This window comes from Cupriavidus sp. 10L43_2, from assembly GCF_056395265.1.
Window position 1 is genome coordinate 277,402 of sequence record NZ_JBFTJE010000004.1, and the last position, 25,086, is coordinate 302,487.

The 25,086-nt window shown below is 68.8% G+C and carries 22 protein-coding genes; 18 read left to right on the forward strand and 4 right to left on the reverse strand.

What is annotated here, in order from left to right:
- Positions 1 to 164 precede the first annotated feature (164 nt).
- Positions 165 to 1,379, reverse strand: a complete 1,215-nt coding sequence (locus tag AC1DEL_RS08010; protein ID WP_092294607.1) for a LysR family transcriptional regulator — start codon at positions 1,377 to 1,379, stop codon at positions 165 to 167.
- A 154-nt stretch (positions 1,380 to 1,533) separates the two neighbouring features.
- On the opposite strand from AC1DEL_RS08010, the gene AC1DEL_RS08015 reads away from it, so the two are divergent.
- The 11 genes from AC1DEL_RS08015 (at position 1,534) to AC1DEL_RS08065 (ending at position 13,651) form a co-directional block, all read left to right on the forward strand.
- Positions 1,534 to 2,682 (forward strand): 4-oxalomesaconate tautomerase, encoded by a 1,149-nt coding sequence (locus AC1DEL_RS08015; protein WP_477125707.1) that lies wholly within the window; start codon positions 1,534 to 1,536, stop codon positions 2,680 to 2,682.
- A 27-nt stretch (positions 2,683 to 2,709) separates the two neighbouring features.
- A complete protein-coding gene (locus AC1DEL_RS08020) occupies positions 2,710 to 3,759 on the forward strand; it encodes an amidohydrolase family protein (RefSeq protein WP_092294604.1) in 1,050 nt (349 codons plus the stop codon).
- A 46-nt stretch (positions 3,760 to 3,805) separates the two neighbouring features.
- A complete protein-coding gene (locus tag AC1DEL_RS08025; protein ID WP_477125708.1) occupies positions 3,806 to 4,921 on the forward strand; it encodes a porin in 1,116 nt (371 codons plus the stop codon).
- A 221-nt stretch (positions 4,922 to 5,142) separates the two neighbouring features.
- Positions 5,143 to 6,312 carry an AI-2E family transporter gene (locus AC1DEL_RS08030; protein ID WP_092294600.1) on the forward strand — a complete coding sequence of 390 codons (1,170 nt, stop codon included), beginning with the start codon at positions 5,143 to 5,145 and terminating at the stop codon, positions 6,310 to 6,312.
- Between the two features lie 17 nt (positions 6,313 to 6,329).
- Positions 6,330 to 7,859 carry an efflux transporter outer membrane subunit gene (locus AC1DEL_RS08035; protein WP_441592819.1) on the forward strand — a complete coding sequence of 510 codons (1,530 nt, stop codon included), beginning with the start codon at positions 6,330 to 6,332 and terminating at the stop codon, positions 7,857 to 7,859.
- Positions 7,856 to 8,986 carry an HlyD family secretion protein gene (locus AC1DEL_RS08040; RefSeq protein ID WP_441592820.1) on the forward strand — a complete coding sequence of 377 codons (1,131 nt, stop codon included), beginning with the start codon at positions 7,856 to 7,858 and terminating at the stop codon, positions 8,984 to 8,986. Before AC1DEL_RS08035 ends, AC1DEL_RS08040 begins: the two co-directional genes overlap by 4 nt.
- A gap of 16 nt (positions 8,987 to 9,002) precedes the next feature.
- Positions 9,003 to 10,049 (forward strand): DUF2955 domain-containing protein, encoded by a 1,047-nt coding sequence (locus AC1DEL_RS08045; RefSeq protein WP_477107254.1) that lies wholly within the window; start codon positions 9,003 to 9,005, stop codon positions 10,047 to 10,049.
- Positions 10,050 to 10,169: 120 nt separating this feature from the next.
- Positions 10,170 to 11,450 (forward strand): flavin-dependent oxidoreductase, encoded by a 1,281-nt coding sequence (locus tag AC1DEL_RS08050; protein ID WP_441592821.1) that lies wholly within the window; start codon positions 10,170 to 10,172, stop codon positions 11,448 to 11,450.
- A gap of 25 nt (positions 11,451 to 11,475) precedes the next feature.
- Positions 11,476 to 12,621 (forward strand): ABC transporter substrate-binding protein, encoded by a 1,146-nt coding sequence (locus AC1DEL_RS08055; RefSeq protein WP_092294591.1) that lies wholly within the window; start codon positions 11,476 to 11,478, stop codon positions 12,619 to 12,621.
- The gene (locus AC1DEL_RS08060; protein WP_092294589.1) at positions 12,618 to 13,103 is read left to right on the forward strand and encodes a DUF3237 domain-containing protein; all 486 of its coding nucleotides are present in this window, start codon (positions 12,618 to 12,620) and stop codon (positions 13,101 to 13,103) included. Before AC1DEL_RS08055 ends, AC1DEL_RS08060 begins: the two co-directional genes overlap by 4 nt.
- 2 nt (positions 13,104 to 13,105) lie before the next feature.
- A complete protein-coding gene (locus tag AC1DEL_RS08065) occupies positions 13,106 to 13,651 on the forward strand; it encodes a MarR family winged helix-turn-helix transcriptional regulator (protein ID WP_092294587.1) in 546 nt (181 codons plus the stop codon).
- A gap of 5 nt (positions 13,652 to 13,656) precedes the next feature.
- Here AC1DEL_RS08065 and AC1DEL_RS08070 read toward each other — a convergent pair whose 3' ends face one another.
- Positions 13,657 to 14,232 carry a cupin domain-containing protein gene (locus tag AC1DEL_RS08070; RefSeq protein ID WP_255370811.1) on the reverse strand — a complete coding sequence of 192 codons (576 nt, stop codon included), beginning with the start codon at positions 14,230 to 14,232 and terminating at the stop codon, positions 13,657 to 13,659.
- 163 nt (positions 14,233 to 14,395) lie between these two features.
- Here AC1DEL_RS08070 and AC1DEL_RS08075 point away from each other — a divergent pair, with 163 nt between their 5' ends.
- Together AC1DEL_RS08075 and AC1DEL_RS08080 are read left to right on the forward strand one after the other, a co-directional pair.
- Positions 14,396 to 15,124, forward strand: a complete 729-nt coding sequence (locus AC1DEL_RS08075) for a 2OG-Fe(II) oxygenase (protein ID WP_454757978.1) — start codon at positions 14,396 to 14,398, stop codon at positions 15,122 to 15,124.
- Positions 15,125 to 15,175: 51 nt separating this feature from the next.
- Positions 15,176 to 15,433: a DUF3820 family protein gene (locus tag AC1DEL_RS08080; protein ID WP_092294585.1), complete on the forward strand. Its 258-nt coding sequence runs from the start codon at positions 15,176 to 15,178 to the stop codon at positions 15,431 to 15,433.
- Positions 15,434 to 15,473: 40 nt separating this feature from the next.
- Here AC1DEL_RS08080 and AC1DEL_RS08085 read toward each other — a convergent pair whose 3' ends face one another.
- The gene (locus tag AC1DEL_RS08085) at positions 15,474 to 17,021 is read right to left on the reverse strand and encodes a glucan biosynthesis protein G (RefSeq protein WP_477125709.1); all 1,548 of its coding nucleotides are present in this window, start codon (positions 17,019 to 17,021) and stop codon (positions 15,474 to 15,476) included.
- 273 nt (positions 17,022 to 17,294) lie between these two features.
- Between AC1DEL_RS08085 and bglX the strand changes: the two genes are divergently transcribed.
- The gene (gene bglX, locus AC1DEL_RS08090) at positions 17,295 to 19,592 is read left to right on the forward strand and encodes a beta-glucosidase BglX (RefSeq protein ID WP_477125710.1); all 2,298 of its coding nucleotides are present in this window, start codon (positions 17,295 to 17,297) and stop codon (positions 19,590 to 19,592) included.
- Positions 19,593 to 19,610: 18 nt separating this feature from the next.
- Here the strand turns inward: bglX and AC1DEL_RS08095 are convergent, their stop codons facing one another.
- The gene (locus tag AC1DEL_RS08095; RefSeq protein ID WP_092294580.1) at positions 19,611 to 19,844 is read right to left on the reverse strand and encodes a hypothetical protein; all 234 of its coding nucleotides are present in this window, start codon (positions 19,842 to 19,844) and stop codon (positions 19,611 to 19,613) included.
- Between the two features lie 132 nt (positions 19,845 to 19,976).
- Here AC1DEL_RS08095 and AC1DEL_RS08100 point away from each other — a divergent pair, with 132 nt between their 5' ends.
- The 4 genes from AC1DEL_RS08100 to folE all read left to right on the forward strand — a co-directional run bounded on the left by AC1DEL_RS08100 (position 19,977) and on the right by folE (position 25,086).
- A complete protein-coding gene (locus tag AC1DEL_RS08100; protein ID WP_454757979.1) occupies positions 19,977 to 20,903 on the forward strand; it encodes an alpha/beta hydrolase in 927 nt (308 codons plus the stop codon).
- A gap of 10 nt (positions 20,904 to 20,913) precedes the next feature.
- Positions 20,914 to 22,980, forward strand: a complete 2,067-nt coding sequence (locus tag AC1DEL_RS08105) for a penicillin-binding protein 1A (RefSeq protein WP_441592826.1) — start codon at positions 20,914 to 20,916, stop codon at positions 22,978 to 22,980.
- A gap of 21 nt (positions 22,981 to 23,001) precedes the next feature.
- The gene (locus AC1DEL_RS08110) at positions 23,002 to 24,270 is read left to right on the forward strand and encodes an arsenic transporter (protein WP_477125711.1); all 1,269 of its coding nucleotides are present in this window, start codon (positions 23,002 to 23,004) and stop codon (positions 24,268 to 24,270) included.
- Positions 24,271 to 24,360: 90 nt separating this feature from the next.
- A complete protein-coding gene (gene folE / locus AC1DEL_RS08115) occupies positions 24,361 to 25,086 on the forward strand; it encodes a GTP cyclohydrolase I (RefSeq protein ID WP_092294572.1) in 726 nt (241 codons plus the stop codon).

Sequence of the window (25,086 nt, forward strand, 5' to 3'; positions counted from 1 at the left end):
CCGTGACGCAGCGGCTCACGGCAACGGCAGTCTACGTTTGGGGCGGCCGGGCAGTATTGCTTTCTGACTTGGGCCGCGTTGCCGTTTGCTTATCGAGACGGGAAAACGGGGGTGTGGGAAACCCTGATGTTGGCGGGCGAGGTGCCAGGGGTGTGCCGGGCGCCTCAGCGCCAGACGGCGCTGGACGCCCGCAGCTGGGCGATCAGCGCGTCGGCGCCAGGCGAGAGCCGCGCCCCCATCCGCGTGGTGATGCCGATGTTCCGGGAGGTGCCCGGCATCGGCAGGTCCAGCACGCGCAGCCAGCCGGCCTCGATCTCGTAGTGCAACTGGAGCGCGGACAGCGCGGTGACCATGTCGCCACGCAGCAGCAGGCCGCGCACCAGGGCGAGGTCGCCGGTTTCCACCAGCGGCTGCGGCAGGGGGTGGCCGTGGGCGGCGAAGACGTCGTCCAGCGCCTGGCGCGAGGGCGAGCCGCCGCGCGAGACCACCCACGGGTACGGCGCCAGATCGTCGAGCGAAAGCCGCTTGCGGCTGGCCAGCGGATGCGCGGCGCGCGCGATCAGCGAGATGCGATCCTCGAACAGCACTTCCGTGGCCAGCCCCTGCGACGGGTCCGGACGCAGCGCGCCGAGGATGAAATCGATGCGGCCGCTGAGCAGGCCGGCCGTCAACTCCTCATAGGGGCTTTCCAGCGACTGGAAGCGCAGCTTCGGATGCCGCCCGTGGACCTCGGCAATCGCCATCGGCAGCAGCTGGGTCCGCCCCAGCGGCAGCGCGCCGATGGTCACCGCGCCTTCCAGCACGCCCTGCAGCGCCGCCATGTCCGCGCGGATATGGCGCAGATCGGCCAGCGCGCGCTCGAAGCGCACCACCCAGCGCGCGCCGTGGTCGGTCGGCACCATGCCGCGCGCCGTGCGCGTGAAGATCTGCTGGCCCAGCGCGTCCTCAAGCCGGGCAATCGCCTGGCTCACCGCCGACTGCGACACCCCGATGGCCGCCGCCACGCTGGGCATGTGATGCACCTCCGCCAGCAGCGCGGCCACCTCCAGGCGCCGTTCATTGTGCAGCGCTTCCAGGCTGGCCACGGGGGCGCCCTGCCGGCCCCGCATGCGCATGGCGTCGTCCCGCACCTCGCGCAGCGCGGCCTCGATATGCTGCGCCCGCACCAGCACGATCTCCCCCGCCCGCGTCAGCAGCATGCCGCGCCCCTTGCGCTCGAACAGCGCCACGCCCAACGCCGATTCCAGCGCGGCCACGGAGCGGGCGATGGCCGACGAGGCCCGGTGCAGCGATTCCGACGAACGGCGCACGCCCCCTGCCGCCGCGACTCCGGCGAAGACGTGGAGGTGATGCAGGCTGACGGTATCGGTGGAGAGCATGGGGGCGGATCGGGGCGGAGGGCTGGGGCGGTTGGCCGGTTGGCACCCGGCGCGATAAGCAGATTAGAACAGTTGTCATGCGACATCGCAACCAAGCCCGCCGGGTGCGCGCCGATACTCGCTGCACCTTGTCGTATCCGGAAACCCGCCGCCCATGACGCACGCTTTCACCCTGGATTCGGATCTGCGCGCCGTGCCCTGCATGCTGATGCGGGGCGGCACCTCGCGCGGCCCGTTCTTCCTCGCCAGCGACCTGCCCGCCGACATCGCCGCGCGCAACCGCGCCCTGCTGGCCGCCATGGGCAGCCCCGACCCGCGCCAGATCGACGGCCTGGGCGGCGCACATCCGCTGACCAGCAAGGCCGGCATCGTCACGCGCGGCAAGCCCGGCCAGGCCGACCTCGATTTCACGTTCGCCCAGTTGCAGCCGGCCAACGACACCGTGGACACCACGCCGAACTGCGGCAACATGCTCGCGGCGGTGCTCCCGTTCGCGCTGGAGAGCGGCCTGCTGGTCGCCGAAGGCGACGTGACCCGCGCGCGTGTGCTGACGCGCAACACCGGCATGCTGTGCGACATCACCATGCAGACGCCCGGCCGCAGGCCGCGCTATGCCGGCGACGCCCATATCGATGGTGTGCCGGGCACCGCCGCGCCCATCGTGATCGACTTCCTCGATACCGCCGGCTCGGTGTGCAGCGCGCTGCTGCCCACCGGCAACGCCATCGACACCCTCGCCATCCGCGACCCGCAGACCGGCGAGCCGCTTCGCGTGGCCGCCACGCTGATCGACAACGGCATGCCGATGGTGCTGCTGCGCGCCGCCGATCTCCAGCGCACCGCCTACGAGTCCGTTGCCGAACTGAACGCCGACAGCGCGCTCAAGGCGGTGATCGAGGCGCTGCGGCTGGTGGCCGGCGAGATGATGGGCCTGGGGGACGTGTCGGCCAAGAGCTATCCGAAGATGTGCCTGATCGCGCCACCGCGCGACGCCGCCGCGAGCATCGCCACGCGCTGCTTTATCCCCCGCGTCTGCCACGAGGCGATTGGCGTGCTGGCCGCGATCACTGTCGGCACCGCCTGCGTGCTGCCGGGCACCGTCGCGGCGGGCGTAGCCGTGCTGCGCGGCGCCGGGCCGGTCCACACCATCAGCGTGGCGCACCCGACCGGCGAATTCACCGTAGAACTCGAGACCGACCCGGCACGCCCGGGGTCGATCGTCAGAAGCGCGCTGGTGCGTACCGCGCGTCCCATCATGCGCGGCGAGGTGCTGATTCCCGCCAGCGCGTGGCCCCTCCCCTGACTGGATTTCGGACTGGACCTGTAACGCATGATCATCGACTGCCACGGCCATTTCACCACGGCACCCAAAGCCCTCGAAGCCTGGCGCCAGCGCCAGATCGCCAGCCTGACCGCGCCGGCGCTGGCGCCCTCGCCGGACGCCCTGCACATCAGCGACGACGAACTGGCCGAGGCCATCGCCCAGAACCAGCTGCGGCTGATGCGCGAGCGCGGCTTGGACCTGACGATCTTCTCCCCGCGCGCCTCGTTCATGGCGCACCACATCGGCACCTTCGAGACCAGCGCCACCTGGGCGGCCATCTGCAACACGCTCTGTTACCGGGTCAGCCAGCTGTTTCCCGATCACTTCGTCGGCGCGGCCATGCTGCCGCAGTCGCCGGGCGTGGACATCGCCACCTGCATTCCCGAGCTGGAACGCTGCGTGCGCGACTACAACTTCGTCGGCGTGAACCTGAACCCGGATCCCTCGGGCGGCCACTGGACCTCGCCGCCGCTGTCGGACCCGTACTGGTTCCCGATCTACGAGAAGCTGGTCGAGTACGACCTGCCGGCGATGATCCACGTCAGCACGAGCTGCAACGCCTGCTTCCACACCACCGGCGCGCACTACCTCAACGCCGACACCACGGCCTTCATGCAGGTGCTGACCAGCGACCTGTTCCGGCGCTTCCCGACCCTGAAGTTCGTGATTCCGCACGGCGGCGGCGCGGTGCCCTACCACTGGGGGCGCTTCCGGGGGCTGGCGCAGGAGATGAAGCTGCCACCGCTGCGCGAGCACCTGCTCAACAACGTGTTCTTCGATACCTGCGTCTACCACCAGCCCGGCATCGACCTGCTGACGCGGGTGATGCCGGTCGAGAACGTGCTGTTTGCCTCCGAGATGATCGGCGCCGTGCGCGGCATCGATCCGGAGACCGGCCACTACTACGACGACACGCGCCGCTACATCGACCAGGCCGCGCTGACCGACGCCGAGCGCCAGCTGATCTACGAAGGCAACGCGCGGCGGGTCTACGGGCGGCTGGATGCCCAACTCAAGGCCAAAGAGCAGGCCAGGGAGCAGCGCACGGCCAGCTAGAACGATCTTTCACACGAGCCTTAAAAAAACCATAAGGAGGAGAAGCATGAAACTGGGAAAACTGGGAAAACGAGGAACGGCGGCAGCGGCGCTTGCGCTGGCGGCCGGCGTGCCGGCGGTGACGAGTGCACAATCCATCACCTTGTACGGGGTGGTCGACACCGGGGTCGAGTACATCAACCACGTCGGCGCGGCCGGCAACTCCGTCGTCAAGATGGCCAACCTGAGCGGCACGGTGCCGTCCCGCTGGGGCCTGCGCGGCACGGAGGACCTCGGCAGCGGCATGAAGGCCAACTTCGTGCTGGAGTCCGGCTTCGCGCCGGACAGCGGCACCTCCAACCAGGGCGGCCGCCTGTTCGGCCGGCAGGCGTGGGTGGGTCTCTCCAGCAACTGGGGGCAGGTCAGCTTCGGCCGCCAGTACACCATGCTGTTCTGGGCTACGCTGGACTCGGACATCCTCGGACCGAACGCCTACGGCTCCAGCTCGCTCGACAACTACCTCCCCAACACGCGCGCCGATAATTCGATCGCGTACAAGGGCAAGTTCGGCGGCTTCACGGTGGGCGCCACCTACAGTTTCGGGCGCGATACGGTGAACGCCGGCCCGAGCCCCTCCGGCGCCAACTGCGCCGGCGAGAACGCGGCGGACAGCAAGGCGTGCCGCGAATGGTCGGCGCTGCTGATGTACGAGACCAACTGGTGGTCGGTGCACGCCGCATACGATTCCCTGCGCGGCGGCCCCGGCGCCTTTGCCGGGCTGACCTCGAGCGGCCTCAAGGATGACCGCCTCTCGCTAGGCGGCTACATGCTGGTCGGCAAGGCCAAGGCCGGCCTCGGCTGGATCGGCCGCCGCAACGAGGCGCTGGCCGCCCCGCGCAGCAACCTGTTCTACGCGGGCGTGGCGTACGACATCGCACCGGCCGTCACGCTGGCGGCGGAGGGCTACTATCTCCAGTACCGCCACAGCAACGACAAGGCCTGGCTGGGCGCGCTGCGCGCCAGTTACGCGTTCTCCAAGCGCACGTCCGTCTATGCCACGGGCGGCTATATCGACAATCATGGTTCGCTGTCGCTGTCCGTCGACAGCGCGTCTACCGGGGCCAACCCGGTGGCGGGCGGCAACCAGCTCGGGGCAATGGTGGGGGTCAAGCACACATTCTGATGTGCAAGAGCGGTAGCAAATAGCAGCCACAGTGGTAGCGGCATGCGGGCCCCGCCCCCCTTGGGCGGGGTTCCGTAGCCTGGTCCCGGCCAAAGTGCAGTAAAAAGCCAATGAATACTTTGGCGGGCCGATGTGACTGTTTTCGCGGAGGGTGACGCACTGGTTGTACCTGCCGGATCGCTGGTCTAGACTGCACTCGGCGGCCTGTCAGGAGACCAACGATGCTGCCTACGCCCCTCTCGGAACGGATGCTCTCCCGCGGCATGCTCGACGTGCTGATACGGGCCGGCCTGATCGCCGTGCTCTCGGTGTTCTGCTTCCGGATCTTCTACCCCTTCCTCGACCTCGTCCTGTGGTCGGTCATCCTCGCCATCACGATCTATCCGCTACACGTCCGGCTACGCGCCCGCATGGGCAACCGCAGCGGCCGTGCGGCCACGCTCATCGTCCTGCTCTCGCTGGCGTTGATCATGGTGCCGGCCTACCTGCTCGGGATCGCGCTGCTCCAGTCAGCGGAGGAGGCCATGAACGCCGTGCGCGGCGGCAACATGCGCATTCCGCAGCCGCCGGACTTCGTGGCCGGCTGGCCGCTGATCGGTCAGCGCCTGCACGATGTCTGGATGCAGGCCGCCACCGACATGACCAGCCTGGTGCAGAAGTTCCTGCCCGAGTTGCGCGACACGAGCCTGCTGCTGCTGGGCAAGCTGGCCGGGCTGGGTGTGGCCATGCTGGTGTTCATCTTCGCGCTGATCATTGCCGGCGTGATCATGGCCTATGGCGAGACAGGACACCGCAGCTCGGAGCAGATCGCCTCGCGCATCTTCGGGCTGGACCGTGGGCCGCGCATCGCCGCGCTGTGCACCGCCACCATCCGCGCCGTGGCGCAGGGCGTGGTGGGCATCGCCTTCATCCAGATGCTGCTGATCGGCATCGGCTTCATCATGAAGGGCGTGCCGGGCGCCGGGGTGCTGGCGCTGGTGGTGCTGCTCCTGGGCATCATGCAGCTGCCGGCCACGCTGATCACCCTGCCCGTGATCGCCTACGTGCTCTACAAGGAAGGGCCGAACGTGGCGACCATTACCTTCGCGATCTACGAGTTCATCGCCGGGCTGGCCGACAACGTGCTCAAGCCACTGATGCTCGGGCGTGGCGTGGATGTGCCGATGCCCGTGGTGCTGATCGGCGCCCTGGGCGGCATGGTCACCGGAGGCGTCATCGGCCTGTTCATCGGCCCCGTGATGCTGTCCGTGGGCTATCGACTGTTCTGGCTGTGGGTAGAAGAGCCGCCCGTGGCCAGCGAGCCCGTAGCCATCGAGGTGGTGTCCGGCGCGCCCCTGCCCGGCGCACCTGGCACACCCACCGTTGCCCCCGTAGAGATCCCGCGGGCCTGACGCGGACGTGCGCGTCCATGCCCGGCCCGCTCCGCACAAGGCATCTGGTGCTGCTTGGCGTCTGTTGCCTGCACGGCTGCGCGCGGCTGGGCCCCGACATGACGCCGCAGCGCGAGGACTGGACCGCGACTTGGCGCAGCGAGGCCATCGACACGGTCACGGAAACCGGCGCGCAGCCTGACCTCCGCGAGTGGTGGCAGGTCTTTGCCGACCCGGCGCTCGAACGGCTTATGGCCGAGGCCGATGCCCACAATGCCGGGCTTCAGATTGCCGGCCTGCGCGTGCTGGAGGCGCGCGCCCAGCTTGGCATCGCGCAGGCTGGCCGCTTTCCGCAGGTACAGCAGGTGGGCGCCGACGTGCTGTACACGGACCGCCGCCAGTCCGGCGGCCGAAATCCCGCCAACAGCCGCTTCTGGCAGTACAGCGCCAACTTCGATATCGGCTGGGAACTGGACTTCTGGGGACGCTTCGCGCGCGCCATCGAGTCCGCCGATGCCGCCTACTTCGCCGCGCAGGCCAATCGTGACGATGTGCTGGTCCTGCTCCACGCGCAGATGGCCGAGACCTACTACGCGCTGCGCACGGCCGAAGCGCGCCTGCGCATCGCGCGGGACAACGCGGCGCTGCAGCATCGCAGCTTCGAGATCACCGAGAAGCTGTTCCGCAGCGGCCAGACCGACGAACTGGACCTGCAGCAGGCGCGCACCCAGTACCTCGGCACCCTGAGCACCATCCCCGAATTCGAAGGCCAGATCCTGCGCACGCGCAACGCGCTGGCCGTGCTGATCGGCCGCCCGCCCGGCACGCTGCCGAACCTGCCGGAGCTGGCCGCGCACGAGGGCGAGCTGCCGCTGATCGGCCGTGCCGTGCTGCAGGACGTGCCCGCCAACCTGCTGCTGCGCCGGCCCGACGTGCGCGCCGCCGAATGGCAGATCGCCGCGCAGTCGGCGCTGATTGGCGTGGCGCTGGCGGACCTCTATCCGTCGCTGACGCTGATCGGCAGCATCGGCTGGTCCGCCAGCACGCTCGGCGGCACGCCCAACAACTTCACGCTGCTGGGGGGCCCCAGCCTGCGCTGGAACGTATTCGACTACGGACGCATCCGCAACAACGTGCGGATGCAGGACGCGCGGCTCCAGCAACTGATCGTGGCCTACCAGGAGAGCGTGCGGCAGGCCGCGCGCGAGGCCGACGACGCGGCGAGCGGGCTGATCAAGGCGTTCGAGCGGGACGTGATCCTGCGCGATGCGGCCATTTCGGCGCGGCGCTCGCTGACGCTGGCCAATGCGCTGTACCGCGAGGGCTATTCCGATTTCCAGCGCGTGCTCGACGCGCAGCGCGCGCTGTCGGCCCAGCAGGACACCTATCTGGTCAACCGCGGCAGCGCCGTGTCGAACCTGATCGCGCTGTACAAGGCGCTCGGCGGCGGCTGGCACACGGACCAGATGCTCGTGGACGCCGCCACGCGCACCCAGATGCAGCAGCGCACCGACTGGGGCGTGCTGCTCGACGAACCGCGCCGCGTACCCACCGGTGCCGCCCCATGACAGACACCACGCAGGCCCCACCCCCGCCGACCTCGCCAACCGCTCCGCCTCCGCCCGCCGATCCGGCGCGCAAGGGCATCCGCTGGGTCGTCGTGCTGATCGTGATCAGCCTGGTCTGGTACCTGCTCGCCGACCGGCTCACTCCCTACACCCAGCAGGCGCGGATCCAGGCGTTCATCGTGCCGGTGGCCTCGGAGGTGTCCGGCCGCGTCACGCGCGTGCATGTGCGCAACAACCAGGACGTGCAGGCCGGCGCCATGCTGTTCGAGGTGGACCCGGGGCAATATCGGATTGCCGTGGACCGCGCCCGCGCGGACCTGGAGGCCACGCGCCGGCAGATCGGGGCCAGCACGGCCGGCATCGAATCGGCGCGCGCCTCGCTGCGCGCCGCGCAGGCGCTGGAGGTCAAGGCGCGGCAGGACAGCGACCGGCTCGAACGGCTCTATCGGGAGGACGCCGGCACCATCTCGCTGCGCCGGCTCGAAATCGCCCGGGCCGATCTGGAACAGGCCACCAGCAAGGTGGCGGCGTCCCGCGCCGAGGTGCAGCGCGCCATCGAGCAGGAAGGCGGCAGCGCGGAAGACAACGCCAAGCTGCGCAGCGCGGCGGGCGCGGTGGAGAAGGCCGAACTCGACCTGTCGAACACCCAGGTGCGCGCGCGTTCCGCCGGGCTGGTGACGGACCTGCGCACCGATACCGGCCAGTTCGCCGCCGCCGGCAACCCGGTGATGACGCTGATCACGATCCACGACATCTGGGTCACGGCCGAGATGACCGAGAACAACCTCGGCCATGTGCAGCCGGGCACGCCGGTGTCGGTGGTGCTCGACGCCCTGCCGGGGCGCATCTTCGAAGGCCGCGTGCGCAGCGTCGGCTATGGCGTCAGTGTCGGGCAGCCCGCCCCGCCCGGCACCCTGCCCACGGTGCAGAACAGCCGCGACTGGCTGCGTCCGGCGCAGCGCTTCCCGGTGATCATCGAACTGGATACGGCGGAGCTGCGTGGACTGACCGGCATCCGCATCGGCGGCCAGGCCGAAGTCATGGCCTTCCCCACGCAGGGCAATCCGCTCAATCCGCTGGGCCGCGCGTTCCTCTACGTGATGAGCTGGCTGTCCTACATCTATTGATCGCCCACGCGCCGCCATGCCTCTCGCCCGCCCACCCCGGCAGCAACGTCCCATCCGGCTGGCGTTCGGCACGGCGCTGTGCATGGCGATCAGCTTCGGGCTGGCGCTGCCCGTGCCGATGCTCGCGCCCGTGCTGTGCGCCTTCCTGCTGGCGATGGTCAACCAGCCGCTGTCCTGGAAGGCCGGCGTGGCGCTGACGCTACTGGTCATGCTGACCACCGGCGTGGGCCTGCTGCTGATTCCCCTGTTGCAGTACGCGCCGTTCAGCGGCGTGCTGGTGGTCGCGCTGGGGCTGTTCGTCACCTTCCGCTATGGCCTGCGCGGCGGGAGCAACCTCGTGGGGACCTTCCTCGCCGTCGGCCTCACCTTGATTCCCTCCGCCGGCGTATTCGAGTTCAGCCTGGCGCTGGAGGTGGTCAGCGCGCTGGCCAAGGGCATGCTGATGGCGGTGGCGGTGCTGGCGCTCTGCCACTGGCTGTTTCCGGAGGCCGGCGGCGCGGCGGCGCCCAAGCCCGCTGCGCTGCCCGAACTACAGGCCACGTGGATTGCCCTGCGCGCCGCGCTGGTGGTGATGCCCGCGTTCCTGCTGGCGCTGACCGACCCGTCCGGCTATACCCCGGTGTTGATGAAGGCCGTGAGCCTGGGTCGGCAGACCTGCACGACCACCGCGCGCGACGCCGGGCGCGAACTGCTCGGCTCCACGCTGCTCGGCGGCGTGCTGGCCATCCTGTTCTGGTGCGCGCTGAGCCTGTTCGTGCACCTGTGGATGCTCTTCCTGTGGATGCTGCTGTTCGCGCTGCTGCTGGCGCGCAAGCTCTACCGGCTCAGCCCCACGCGGCTGACGCCCGGGTTCTGGCTCAACACCCTCGTGACGCTGATCATCCTGCTGGGCCAGTCGATCCAGGACAGCGCCGCCGGCAAGGACGTCTACACGGCCTTTGCCGTGCGGATGGCGCTGTTCATCGGCATCACGCTGTATGCCTGGCTGATGGTCTACTGGCTCGAACGCAGCCGCTGGGCGCAGGCCGAGGCGCACCCCTCCGCCACGCCGCCACCCGGGTAAACACGGGCGATCTGGCACCCCGGACTTGCGAGCCATTTAGTTATACTCCATAACAATTTCGGCATCGCAGATAACGGCCACCGGCGCGCCACGCCCGGACAAAAGGCCGCGGAGGAGACCATGAAGACCCCGAAGATCGCCATCGCCGGCGGCGGCATTGGCGGGCTGACGCTCGCCTTGCTCTGCCATCGGCACGGCATGGATGTGGAAGTCTGGGAAGCCAGCGAGCAGATCCGCCCGCTTGGCGTCGGCATCAACCTGCTGCCGCATGCGGTGCGGGAACTCGCCGCGCTGGGGCTGCAGGACGCGCTGGCCGAGATCGCCATCGAGACATCCTCCCTTTCCTACTACAACAAGCTCGGGCAGCAGATCTGGCACGAGCCGCGCGGCATGGCCGCTGGCTATGCCTGGCCGCAGTTCTCGGTGCATCGCGGGCAGTTCCAGATGTTGCTGTACGAGACGGCGGTGCAGCGGCTGGGCGCGGACCGGGTCCATACCGGCCATGCGATCGAGTCCATCGCCTCGGTGGGCGGCGGCAAGGCGGGCGAGCGCGCGCGCTTCGTGCTGCGGCGCCGCAGCGACGGCGCCACCGTCGAGGCCGACGCCGACGTGCTGGTGGGCGCCGACGGCATCCACTCGGCCGTGCGCCGGCATTTTTATCCGACCGGCGACGCGCCGCGCTTCTCCCGCCGCCTGCTCTGGCGCGCCACCACGGAGGCCGCGCCCTACCTCGACGGCCGTTCGATGTTCATGGCCGGCCATCAGGACCAGAAGTTCGTCGCCTATCCGATCTCCGCGCCGCTGCACCGGCAGGGCCGCTCGCTGATCAACTGGATTGCCGAGCTGCGCGTGCCGGACAGCTACCCGGACGAGCCGCCGCGCAGCGACTGGAACCGCGAGGTGGACAAATCCGTGTTCCGCGACGCCTTTGCCGACTGGCGCTGGGACTGGATCGACATTCCCGCGCTGATCGACGGCGCGCCGGCCATCTACGAGTTCCCGATGGTGGACAAGGACTGCCTGCCGCGCTGGACCTTCGGCCGCGTGACGCTGCTGGGTGATGCGGCGCATCCGATGTACCCGATCGGCTCCAACGGCAGCGCCCAGGCGATTGTCGATGCCCGCTACCTGACCGACTGCCTGCTCGGCCACGCCGACCTGGACTACGCGCTGCGCGAGTACGAGGCGGAACGGCTGCCGCGCACCGCCGGCATCGTGCTGCGCAACCGGATGAACGGCCCCGAGCAGGTCATGCAGATGGCCGAGGAGCGCGCGCCGCAGGGGTTTTCCCAGATCGATGCGGTGATTCCGCGCGCCGAGCTGGAGGCCATCGCCCAGCGCTACAAGAACCTGGCCGGCTTCGGCCAGCAGCAACTCCAGGCCGACGCCCCGCGCGCCTGACATCACAACAAAACAGGGAGACAACATGAAGCCGCACCCCATCCGCCTCAGCCTGAATGCCCTGCCGGCCCTGCTGCTGGCCGCCGGCCTCGCCCATGCCGAGGTCACCGTCGGCGTCAGCATTTCCTCGACCGGCCCGTCCGCCTCGCTCGGCATTCCGCAGAAGAACACCATGCCGTTCCTGCCCGAGACCATCGGCGGCGAGAAGATCCGCTACATCCTCATGGACGACGCCTCGGACCCCACGCAGGGCACCAAGGTGGCGCGGCGCTTTGTGACCGAGGACAAGGTCGACATCATCCTGGGCTCGTCGTCGGTGGCGCCGTCCATCGCCATCTCGGAAGTGGCGGACGAGAGCCAGACCGTACAGCTCGCCTTCTCGCCCATCGAACTGAAGCCCGGGCGCGGCGCGTGGACCTACCGGCTGGCCCAGCCAGTGAAGCTGATGGCCGACGCAGTGGCCGCCCGGGCGCAGGCCAATGGCGTCAAGAGCGTCGCCTTTATCGGCTTTGCCGACGCCTACGGCGAAACGTGGCTCAAGGAGTTCACCAGCGCCGCGTCGGCGAAGGGCATCCGCATCCTGGCCACCGAGCGCTACGCGCGCTCCGACACCAGCGTGACCGCCCAGGTGCTCAAGATGATGGCTGCCAAGCCTGACGCGATGCTGATTGCCGGCGCCGGCACCGGCGCGGCGCTGCCGCACACCACGCTGCGCGAGCGCGGCTACACCGGCCCGGTCTACCAGACGCACGGCGCGGCCACGCGCGACCTGATCCGCATTGGCGGCAAGGCTGTCAACGGGGCGATCCTGCCGGCGGGGCCGGTGATCGTGGCCGAGCAGCTGCCGGCGGACAGCGCGCCGCGCAAACCGGGCCTCGACTACGTCACGCGCTACGAGAAGCAGTACGGGCCGGAAACCCGCACACAGTTCGGCGCCCATCCGTATGACGCGGGGCTGGTGCTGCAGCGCATCGTGCCTGTGGCGCTCAAGCACGCCAAGCCGGGCACGCCCGAGTTCCGCAAGGCGCTGCGCGACGCCCTGGAAAGCGAGCGCGACATCGTCGTCTCCCACGGCGTACTGAACTACACGGCGCAGGACCATTTCGGCTTCGACAATCGCGGCCGGGTGATGCTGACCATCGACAACGGCAACTGGAAGCTGCTGAAATGACGCTCGCCCTGCCCACGCCGGCGCTGGAACTGGTGGCGGACTTTGAGATCGCGGTGGCACCCGCCACGGATCTCGGCGCCGGGCCGCTCGGCCAGCGCCGCGTGATCCCGATCCTGTCCGGCACGGCGTCCGGGCCGTTGCTCAATGGCCGCATCCTGCCCGGCGGCGCTGACTTCCAGCTGATCCGCCCCGGCAGCGGCGACGGCTGGACCACGGCCGACATCGAAGCGCGCTATGTGCTGGAAACCGACGACGGCGCGCGCATCTATATCGTCAACGCCGGCGTGCGCAGCGGCACGGAGGCCGATATCGCCCAGCTCAACGCGGGCGGCACGGTGGACCCGTCCCGCCTCTATTTCCGCACCGCACCACGCTTCGAGACCGCCACGCCCGCCTACCTCTGGCTGATGCGCCACACCTTCGTGGCCACTGGCGCGCGCTACCCGGACCGCGTGGTGCTGCGCTATTTCGTCGTGCGCTGACGATGACGGCAACAGGTAAGGGGTCTAGCACGCGCAAGACGCGCGAGCCGCTGGCGCCGGATCCGGCCCTCGGCGAGGGCGCAGACGGCGAGGGGCACTTCAACCCCCATCTGCCCGACGTGGACTACGGCGTGCTGGACACGCTGACCGGCTACGCCATCCGCCGCGCGCAGATCCGCATCTACGAGGATTTCGTCCGCTCGCTCGCGGCGTGGCAGATCACGCCGCCGCGCTTTTCGGCGTTGCAGATCATCGCGCGGAATCCCGGCGTGCGGCTGACGGACCTCGCGCGCATCCTCGGCATCGCCCGCTCCGGGGCGGTGATGCTGTTCGATGCGCTCGAAGCCATGCAGCTGGTCGCGCGCGAGCCTTCGCCCACGGACCGGCGCGCCTATGCGCTGGCGCTGACGGCCACGGGGCGCCAGACGCTGGCCGCCGTGACCGAGGCGGTCTGCGACCACGACGCCCGCATCGGCGCGCAGCTCTCCGAGGCAGAGCGGCAGACGCTGCTGCGCCTGCTGGACAAGCTGGCGCCGGGCGAACCCTAGCCGTCTTACGTGGCCGCGATGGCCCCGACAGCCGCCGCCAGCATCAGCATTAACGCCGCCGCGCGCTTGCGCGTGATGGCGCCGGTGACCTGGCCCCTGGCGCGCAGGCGGCGCAGCAGCCGCCCATCGAGGTTGATCCGCGCCAGCAAGCGCGTGGCCAGGCGCAGGCCGACAGGCACCTCGCGCCGGCAGATCGCCACCTTGCGTACGTACTGGTCTACCTCCCAGTACCACGTGGTATGCGCCGGAAAGTAGCCAATCGAGCCAGCCCGCAGCGTGTGGGTGCGCCCGTGGGCATCCGTCACGCGGGTCTCGCCTTCGAGGATGTAGACGATCTCGTCGAGCGCGTAGTGCCACTCGAAGGCGCCTTGTGTGCAGTCCCACACAGAGGTCCAGGCAAGTTCATCCGCCGCGGTCGAATGCTCGCTGTAGTGCGTCACGGGTTGGCCGCTGCGCACCCAGCCGGGCTGGATCTCGCAGGGCTTCATCGGGAGGGCACTGGCCTTGCTGAAGGCCCCGGTTTCGCGAATGGATGCAGGTGCCTGGTCAGCTCCGTGGGCCGCCATATGCTCGTCTTTCATCGGCAATCATTCCTGTTTGAGGTTGCTGACCGACGAAAGATAAGCCAGCGTGACACCCGCGCTCCGTGCGGGGCCGCACCATCGGTGACATTTGGAACAACAGTTTGGAACGGGGGTCCGAATCCGGCGAGCGCGGCGCCCGCCGGTGGCTTAAGGTATGCGGATGCGGACATCTTCCTACCAGCACGATCCGGCGCAGCGCGTGAGCGCGCTCGACTGGGACGCCATCACGCAAGACCTCGACGCGCAGGGCTGCGCGACCATCCCGGGCCTGCTCTCGGCCGCCGAATGCGACGCCCTGGCGGCGCGCTACGACGAAGACGCCCTGTACCGGTCGCACATCGTCATGGGCCGGCACGGCTTCGGGCGGGGCGAGTACAAGTACTTCCGCTACCCGCTGCCGCCGCTGGTCGAAGGGCTGCGCACGGCGCTCTATCCGCATCTGGTGCCCGTAGCCAACCGCTGGCACGCGGCCATGGGCATCGAACGGCAATTTCCGCCCGAGCACGCCGTCTTTCTCGACGCGTGCCACCGCGCCGGCCAGCGCCGGCCCACGCCGCTGCTGCTGGCCTATGGCGAGGGGGACTACAACTGCCTGCACCAGGACCTGTACGGCGCACAGGTGTTCCCGCTCCAGGTGGCGATCCTGCTGTCGGCGCCCGGCACCGGCTTCACCGGCGGCGAGTTCGTGATGACGGAGCAGCGCCCGCGCATGCAGTCGCGCGCGGAAGTGGTGGCGCTGGCGCAGGGCGACGCGGTGGTCTTCGCGGTCAGCCAGCGGCCCGTGCAGGGCACGCGCGGGCCCTACAGGGTGAACATGCGTCACGGCGTGAGCCGCCTGCGCTCGGGCATGCGCCACACGCTCGGCATCATCTTCCACGACGCCGAGTGACCGGCGGCGGCGCTACAATGCCCGCTTTCCCGACCCAACCGATAGCCGCCCATGCTTCCCGACGCCGAAGCCCTGCGCCTGCTCGTCACGCGCACCATGCCGTTTGGCAAGCACAAGGGCACGCTGATTGCCGACCTGCCCGGCAACTACCTGAACTGGTTCGCGCGCGAGGGCTTCCCGCCCGGCGAGATTGGCCGCCTGCTGGCGCTGATGCACGAACTCGACCACAACGGGCTGTCGGACCTGCTCAAGCCGCTGCGGGAAGGCGCCGGGCGCATCCCCCTCCCCAAGAAAAACGGGCCGCGCTAAGGCGGCCCGCTCGGGTGCATCGCCGTACGGCGATCCGTGATCAGTTGGCCGGCATCGAATCCGGCGGCAGTTGGTAGCTCCACGTCTCGCTGAGCACCTTGTCGCCGGAAACCAGCGCCTCGCGCATCTCCACCACCTTCTTCGGGTCCTTGACCTTGATCCGCAGCGTCACCCGGTAGCCCTTGGTCACCGGGTTCGGCTGCAGGATGTTCTCGATGACCTCGGCGTTGTCGCTGACGCTGAACGACGCGCGCACCGGCGCGTTCGGCGGCAGCTTGGCCAGTGCGCCGCCCTCGAAGTCGACCACGAAGCCCAGACTGCCATCCAGATGGCGGATCAGGTTGGCCTGCATGATCTCGCCCGCGCTGCGCAGCGTCTGCTTGACCCAGGCGAGGTCCTTGTCGACCATCGCGCGCTCGTCCATGGTCCAGTGCATGGTGTAGTCGGCCTTGATCGGCTGGCCCTTCGGCGGCAGCTGGTCAGGCGTCCAGAACGCGACGATGTTGTCGTTGGTCTCGTCCGGCGTGGGAATCTCCACCAGCTCGACCTTGCCGCGGCCCCAGTCGCCCTGCGGCTCGATCCACGCGCTCGGGCGCAGGTCGTAGCGGTCCTTGAGGTCCTCGTAGGCCGAGAACTCGCGGCCGCGCTGCATCAGGCCAAACCCACGCGGGTTGTTCACCTGGAAGGTGCTGATCGCCAGATGCTTGGGGTTGTTCAGCGGGCGCCACAGCCATTCGCCGTCGCCGGTGTGGATGGAGAGCCCGTTCGAGTCATGCAGCGCCGGGCGGAAGTTGTTGGCGTCGCGCTGCTGGTTCGGGCCGAACAGGAACATGCTGGTCAGCGGCGCAATGCCGAGCTTGGTCACCGCGCCGCGCATGAACACGCGCGCCTGGACCTTCAGCGTTGCGTCCGTGCCCGGCATCAGCTCGAAGCGGTAGGCGCCCGTGGCGCGCTGGGAATCCATCAACGCGAAGAACACCAGCGGCTTGCCCGGCGCCGTAGGCCGCTCGATCCAGAATTCGCGGAAGGCCGGGAACTCCTCGGCCACGGGCAGGCCGGTATCGATCGCCAGCCCGCGCGCGGAGAGCCCGTAGACCTGGCCCTTGCCGATCACGCGGAAGTAGCTCGCGCCCAGGATGCTCATCACTTCATCGAGCTTGTCTGGCCGGTTCAGCGGGTAGAGCACGCGGAAGCCTGCGTAGCCGAGGTTGTTGGTCGCGGCCTTGTCGAGCTTGAGGTCGCCGAAATCGAAACGGGTGGGCGAGTAGCGGATCTCCTGCACGTTCCTGCCGACGATCTCGTTGATCTTGACCGGCGTGCTGAAGTGCATGCCCTGATGGTAGAAGCCCAGCCGGTACGGCGTGGGGTGGTCCTTCCACTCCACCGCATCCATCTTCGGCTGGATCTTGATGTAGTCGGCAAACTGCATCTTCGAGAAGGCCGGCGGCAGGTTGCTGACCGGGGCCACATAAGGCTGGTCCGCCATCGATCTGGCGCGGGTGGTCACGTCGTCGAGCGAGAAGGCGGCGGCTGGCGTGCTGGCCACGAACGCGCCCGCGAGCGCGATGGCCGGCAAGGCAAGTTGCATCTTGTTACGTAATGACGCGGCAAAGACGGCAAGAACCACGAATCCCTCCAGAAAAATCGAATCGAAAACAGGCTGACAGCGCCCGGGAGGCAAAGTTGCCGTCCTATTTGGGTAAACTGCCGACGCAGTCCACAAAAATAACCGATTTCGCCCGACGTGCCGATCAGACGTTGGACGACAGCCGGCCGGCGCCGCTTCCTGCACCCTTGTGCACACTTTCAGGGCACTTCGGGGCATGATTGCGGGCCTGGCTCATTGGGGAAGACTCACCACATGCGATTGCTTTCAACGCTGGCCCTTGCGGCCAGCCTGGTTTGTACGCCGGCGCTGGCCGGCGCCGCACCGGCCGCCGCCGGCGACAAGAACGCGTTCATCGCCGACCTGATCGGCAAGATGACCCTGGAGGAGAAGATCGGCCAGCTGCGGCTCATCAGCATCGGCCAGGACATGCCGCAGCCGCAGTTGATCAAGGAAATCGCCGCCGGCCGCGTGGGGGGCACCTTCAACTCGGTGACCCGCGCCGACAACCGCCCGCTCCAGGACGCCGCCGCGCAGCAGAGCCGCCTGAAGATTCCCATTTTCTTCGCCTATGACGTGGTGCACGGCCATCGCACGGTGTTCCCGATCAGCCTCGGCCTGGCGTCGAGTTGGGACATGGCCGTGGTCGAGCAGGCCGCGCGCATCTCGGGCAAGGAAGCCAGCGCCGACGGCCTGGATGCCACCTTCGCGCCGATGGTCGATATCTCCCGCGATCCGCGCTGGGGGCGCACCTCCGAGGGCTTTGGCGAAGACCCGTACCTCGTCTCCCAATGCGCGCGCGCCAGCGTGCGCGGCTTCCAGGGCGCCACGCCGGCCAACCCGGACAGCGTGATGGCCTTCGTCAAGCACTTCGCGCTGTATGGCGCCGTGGAGGGCGGGCGCGATTACAACACCGTGGACATGAGCCCGCAGCGTATGTACCAGGACTACCTGCCGCCCTACCGCGCCGGGCTGGATGCGGGTGCCGGCGGGGTGATGATCGCGCTGAACTCGGTGAACGGCGTGCCGGCCACGTCGAACAAATGGCTGCTGCGCGACCTCCTCCGCAAGGAATGGGGCTTCAAGGGCGTGACCGTGAGCGACCACGGCGCCATCGACGAGTTGCTGCGCCACGGCGTGGCCGACAACGGCCGCCAGGCCGCCCGCCTCGCCATCGAGGCCGGCGTGGACATGAGCATGGCGGATTCGCGCTACCTGGAGCAGTTGCCCGACCTCGTGAAGACAGGCGAGGTGCCGGTGCGGCTGATCGACGAGGCCGTGCGCGAGGTGCTGGGCGCCAAGTACGATATGGGCCTGTTCCAGGACCCGTATCGCCGCATCGGCACGGCGGCACAGGACCCGGCCGACGTGAACGCCGAGAGCCGCCTGCACCGCGCGGAGGCCCGCGCCGCGGCGCGCAAGTCGCTCGTGCTGCTGGAAAACCGCAACCAGACGCTGCCGCTGAAGAAGGGCGGCACGGTGGCCGTGATCGGCCCGCTGGCTGACGCGCCCATCGACATCATGGGTAGCTGGTCGGCGGCAGGCAAGGCCACCCAGTCCGTGACGCTGCTGCAGGGCATGCGCGACGCGCTGGCCGGAAGCGGCCAGGTGCGGTACGCGCGCGGCGCCAACATGACCGACGACGAACGCGTGGTCGGCTACCTGAACTTCCTGAACTGGGATAACCCCGAGGTGGTGCAGGACAAGCGCTCCCCGGGCGAGATGATTGCCGAGGCCGTGGAGACGGCGCGGCAGGCCGATACCATCGTGGTGGCCGTGGGCGAGTCGCGCGGGATGTCGCACGAGGCCTCCAGCCGCACCACCCTGTCCCTGCCGGGCAGCCAGCAGACGCTGCTGCGGGCGCTGCGCACCACCGGCAAGCCGCTGGTGGTGGTGCTGATGAACGGCCGCCCGCTGACCATCAACTGGGAGCGCGACAACGCCGACGCGCTGCTGGAAGCCTGGTATCCGGGCACCGAGGGCGGCCACGCCATCGCCGATGTGCTGTTTGGCGACGAAAACCCGTCCGGCAAGCTGCCGATCTCGTTCCCGCGCTCGCTCGGCCAGATTCCCACGTACTACAACCACCTGCGCATTGGACGGCCGTTCACGCCGGGCAAGCCGCCGAACTACACCTCCCAGTACTTCGAGGAGGAATCCGGCCCGCTGTATCCGTTCGGCTATGGCCTGAGCTACACCACGTTCAGTCTCTCCGACGTGGCGCTCTCGGGCCAGGCGCTGCCGCGCAACGGCCAGATCACCGCCAGCGTGACCGTGAAGAATACCGGCACGCGCGAAGGCGAGACCGTGGTGCAGCTCTACATTCAGGACGTGACCGCCTCGGTGGTGCGGCCGGTGAAGGAGCTGAAGGACTTCCGCAAGGTGATGCTCAAGCCGGGCGAGTCCCGCGTGGTGAGCTTCCCGATCGGCGAGGACAAGCTGCGCTTCTACAACGGCAAGCTGGAGTACGTGGCCGAGCCGGGCGATTTCAACGTGCAGGTCGGCCTGGATTCGGCCTCGGTGCGGCAGCAGCGGTTCACGCTGCAACCGTAGATGACGCGTGACAGGGAGTCAGCGGTTGCCGTCGAGCAGTTCGTTTAGCAGATCGTCGAAGCCGGCCTGTGCGTCTTCGAGCGCCTGGAGCGCGGCGTCGAAGGTCTGGAGCGCCATCTTCGACGGCTTGCCGCTGCCCTGCGGCGGATACTGGCTCTGCAGCGCGGCAAACGCCACCTGTACCTGGCGCGTGGCGTTGACCACGCGTTCCATCGCCTCGTTTTCTTCCGCGCGCTTCTGTTCGTCGTTCATGCCAAGGTTCCTTCCATGTTTGTGAGGCGTATCGTACAAGAACTCGGCGGCGCCTCTGGCGGTCGAACGCCCTCATCCCTCAAAATCAGGTAGCTTCGTCGCCACCTGCCGCCGCGCCTGCCCCATCGCCCCATGTCTGACCTTGACGCCCCCCGCCTCACCACGCTGCTCCGCCGCTCGGTCGCCGCCACGCTGCTGACCGCCGGCGGCTTTGTCTGCTACTGGACCTACCTGGCCGTGAACCAGGAAAAGCTGCTGTTCGATGCCCGCCGGCGCCCGCCGCGCGACCTGCCCGAAGGCATCGTCGCCTATTCGCACACCGTGCCGGGCGGCCTGTTCCGGGGCTACGTCTACCACGCGGACCACGAAGGCGTGCGGGACCTGCTGTTCTACCTGCCGGGCCGTGGCGAGGACGTGCTGGAAACCCTGCAATACGTGAAGTGGCTGGCGCCGGGCATGGGCTTCGCCACATTCGACTATCGCGGCCTGGGCCATTCTGACGGCATGCCTTCAGAGGCCGCCGCCGTGGCCGATGCCAGCCAGTTCCTGCTCCATATCCGCCGCGCCTTTCCCGGCGTGCGCGTGCACGTGGTGGGCCGCTCGCTCGGGACCGGGGTGGCCATCCAGCTCGCCGATCTGCAGGATTTCGAAAGCCTGCAGCTGATCACCCCCTACGACTCGCTGCTGGAAATCGTCCGCAAGCGCTTTCCGCTGGTGCCGCTGCGCCAGCTCATGCGTCACCATTTCGACTCGATTTCGCACTGCAAGAAGGTCGTGCAGAGCACCAAGGTGCTGCTGGCCGAGACGGACGACGTGGTCCCGCACGAGTGCTCGGAACGGCTGATGGCGGCCTGGCCGGGGCCGGTTTCGCTCCAGACCATTCCCGGCGTGGACCACTTCACCATCGTCGAACGGCCCGAGACGTGGCAGGCCCTCTGCGAATTCGCGCAACAAGTGCCTCATCATCCACACGAACGACCGACCGTCCGTGTGGATAAGGTGCCACCCACCGATCATTCAGATACCGGAGTGGCGTTGCCGCTACCTGCAGCACGGTAGAATGCGCGCCATGAAAAGATTTGCAGTCAAGGCTGCCGCCGTCACCGCGGCGCTGGCAGCGAGCGGCGTGTTGCTCGCCGGTTTTGCCGCGGTCATCAGCCTGCGGCAGCTCCCCAATGTCGATGCCTTGCGCGACTACCGCCCCGACGTGCCGCTGCGTGTCTACACCAGCGACGACGTGCTGATCGGCGAGTTCGGCACCGAGCACCGCGAGTTCATCCCGATCGAGCACGTGCCGCAGCGCATGTCCAATGCACTGCTCGCCGCCGAGGACGACCAGTTCTTCCATCATGTGGGCGTGGACGTGCCGGGCCTGTTCCGCGCCGCGCTGGCCAATCTGGGCGAAGGCTACGCGCAGGGCGCCTCCACCATCACCATGCAGGTGGCGCGCAATTTCTACCTCTCGCGCGAGAAAACGCTGTCCCGCAAGTGGTACGAGATCCTGCTGGCCTGGCAGATCGACCGCACGCTGCCCAAGGCGCGCATCCTCGAGCTGTACATGAACCAGGTCTACCTGGGCGAGCACGCCTACGGCTTTGGCAGTGCCGCGCAGACCTACTTCGGCAAGCCGCTCGCGGCGTTGTCGCTGGCGGAGTCCGCGATGCTGGCCGGGCTGCCCAAGGCGCCCTCCACGATGAATCCGGTGGTCAACTTCCCGCGCGCCAAGCGGCGGCAGGAGTACGTGCTGGGGCGCATGCTGGCGCTCGGCATGATCAACCAGGATGAATACCGCGAGGCGCGCGCGGCCCGGCTGGTGGTCAGCAACGCCGGCAATGGCCGCTTCGCGGGCCATGCCGAGTACGTGGCCGAACTCGCCCGGCAACTGGCGCACGACCGCTTTGGCGACGACGCCTATACACGCGGGCTGAATGTCTACACCACGGTGTCGTCGATGCGCCAGACGCTGGCCTACGACGCCGTGCAGGCCGGCCTGGAGCGCTATGGCAAGCGCCACGGCGCCAAGCCTGCCGATGCCCCTAACGCCGCCCTGCCCCAGGCCGCGCTGGTCTCGCTGGACAGCCGCACCGGCGCCATCGAGGCCATGATCGGCGGCGCGGACTTCGCCACCAATCGCTTCAACCACGCCACGCAGGCCCAGCGCCAGCCCGGCTCGACCTTCAAGCCCTTTATCTATTCCGCGGCGCTGGAGCGCGGCATCTCGCCGGCCACGCTGATCAACGACGCGCCGCTGGACAATCCGCGCTGGCAGCCGTCGAACGACGACAACCGCTTCGTGGGCCCGATCACGGTGCGCCAGGCGCTGGCCGAGTCGCGCAACCTGCCGGCCATCCGCACCTTGCAGGCCGTGGGCGTGCCGTACGCCATCGAGCATGCCGGCAAGTTCGGTTTCGCCACCAAGCGGCTGCCGCCCTACCTGCCGCTGGCGCTGGGTACCGGCAGCACCTCCCCGCTGCGGCTGGCGGCCGCCTATGGCGTGTTTGCCAACCACGGCCATCGCGTGGAGCCGTACCTGATCGACAAGATCACCGATGGCGAAGGCAACGTGCTGTTTACCGCCGGCACGGGCGATGCAGGTGCGGAACCGCCGCAAGTGATTTCCGCGCGCAACGCTTTCGTGATGGACAGCCTGCTACAGAGCGTAGTCGATGCCGGCACCGGCAACGGCGTGCGGCGCTACCTGCGGCGCGGCGACATCGCCGGCAAGACCGGTACGACCAACGATGCCGTGGACGGCTGGTTCGCCGGCTATGCGGCCGACGTGGTCACGGTGACGTGGATGGGCTTCGACGACAACCACAGCCTGGGCCGGCACGAGTTCGGCGCCACCACGGCGCTGCCGATCTGGGCCGCCTATATGGAAGGCCGGCTGGCCGGCGTGCCGGAAGCCCCCTTCCCCCCGCCTGCGGACCTCGCCAAGTTCAACGGCGACTGGGCCTATGCCGAGAACGCGGACGGCGCGCACGGCATCGCGGCGCTGGGCTTCCCGCCCCCGCCAGCGGTGGCGGACCTGCCTGCCGATGCCGGCGTGCCGGTGACGCCGGGCCCGGCCGGCCCCACGCCCGCCGCGACCAGTTTGCCGCCCGCTGCCCTGGCCAGCCCCGCCGCGCCGCTCTGAACCGACGACACGCTCCCTCCCATGCCCGGTGAACATGCCTCGATGATCTGGACGGTGGCCGCGGCGGCCACCGCCGGCGTGCTGCTGCGTCCGTTCCGTCTGCCCGAAGCCTTCTGGGCCATGGCCGGCGCGCTGCTGCTCTGCGTGGCGGGCCTGCTGCCCTGGCGCGAGGCGCTGGCCGCCGTGGCGCGCGGCAACGACGTCTACCTGTTCCTGGCCGGGATGATGCTGATCTCGGAACTGGCCCGCAAGACCGGCCTGTTCGACCATGTGGCCGCGCTGGCCGTGCGCGGCGCGAGGGGCTCGGCGCGCCGGCTGTTCCTGCTGGTCTACGGCTTCGGCACGGCGGTCACGGTGTTCATGTCGAACGACGCCACCGCCGTGGTGCTGACGCCGGCGGTGCTGGCGGCCACGCGCGCCGCGCGGGTCAAGCATCCGCTGCCCTACCTCTACGCCTGCGCGTTCATCGCCAACGCGGCGAGCTTCGTGCTGCCGATCTCGAACCCGGCCAATCTCGTGCTGTTCGGCGAGCGGATGCCGCCGCTGGCGGGCTGGCTCGCACGCTTCACACTGCCGTCCGTGGTCGCCATCGTCATGACCTTCGTCGTCCTGTACTGGACGCAGCGCCATGCGCTGGCGGAACGCATCGACTCGGACGTACCTGTCCCGCCGCTGACGCCGCAGGCATGGCTGACCACGCTCGGCATCGTCGGTACCGGGCTGGCGCTGCTGGTGGCCTCGCTGCGCGGCCAGGACCTGGGCTGGCCCAGTTGCCTCGGCGGGCTGGCCACGCTGGCCGCCGTCTGCGCCACGCGGCCCCGCCTGCTGGTGCCGGCGCTGAAAGAGGTTTCCTGGGGCGTGCTGCCGCTGGTGGCGGGGCTGTTCGTGCTGGTGGCGGGCCTGGAACGCACCGGGCTGGTCGATACGCTGGCGCACTGGGTGCGCGATCTTTCCACGATGTCCGCGCAGGGTGGCCCGGCCGGCCTGCTCGGTGCCGGGCTGGCCGGCGTGGTGGTGGGCGTAATCAGCAATATCGTGAACAACCTGCCGGCGGGGCTGCTGTCGGCCTCGGCGCTGGCGGCCGGCCACGCCTCGGACACCGTGACGGCAGCGGTGCTGATCGGCGTGGATCTGGGCCCGAACCTCTCCGTTACCGGCTCGCTGGCCACGCTGCTGTGGCTGACCGCCCTACGGCGTGAGGGCCATGCCGTGGGCGCCGGCACATTCCTGAAGACTGGCGCCCTTGTCATGCCGCTGGCGCTGCTGCCGGCACTGGCCGTGCTGCGCTAGCCGGTTTGCCCACGCGGATGGGGCCGGTTGTGGCGCCCTGCCATCTGCCATATAGTGAAGCACCGCGCACCACTGCCCCAGCACCCGCTCATGCCACACAAGGATCATTCCGGGGATTCCCTCCCCGCGCCCGCCTCCACACCAGTCTCGGAACGCATCCGGGGCCGCCTGCAAGCCGCCGGCGAGCGTTTCCACGCCAACGACAACATCGCCCGCTTTATCGAGCACGGCGAGCTGGACGCGTTGCAGGCCGAAGTCGAGGCGCGCATGGAAGAGGTGCTGCGCACGCTCGTCATCGACGTGGACCAGGATCACAACACGCGCGAGACCGCGCGCCGCGTGGCCAAGATGTACCTGAAGGAGATTTTCGCGGGCCGCTACGCCAAGGCGCCGGAGGTCACCGAGTTTCCGAACGTCGAGCAGCTCAACGAACTGATGATCGTGGGCCCGATCCGCGTGCGCAGCGCGTGCTCGCACCACCTGTGCCCGATCATCGGCAGTCTCTGGGTCGGCGTGATGCCGAACCGCCATTCCAACCTGATCGGCCTGTCCAAGTACGCGCGCATGGCCGAATGGATCATGTGCCGTCCGCAGATCCAGGAGGAAGCGGTGGCGCAGATCGCCGATCTGCTCCAGGAGAAGATGAACCCTGATGGCCTGGCCATCGTCATGGAGGCCGAGCATTTCTGCATGCACTGGCGCGGCGTGCGCGACACCGACGCCAAGATGACCAACAGCGTCATGCGCGGCTCGTTCCTCAAGGACGACAAGCTGCGCCGTGAGTTCCTGACGCTGCTCAACCTGAATCGCCGCTGA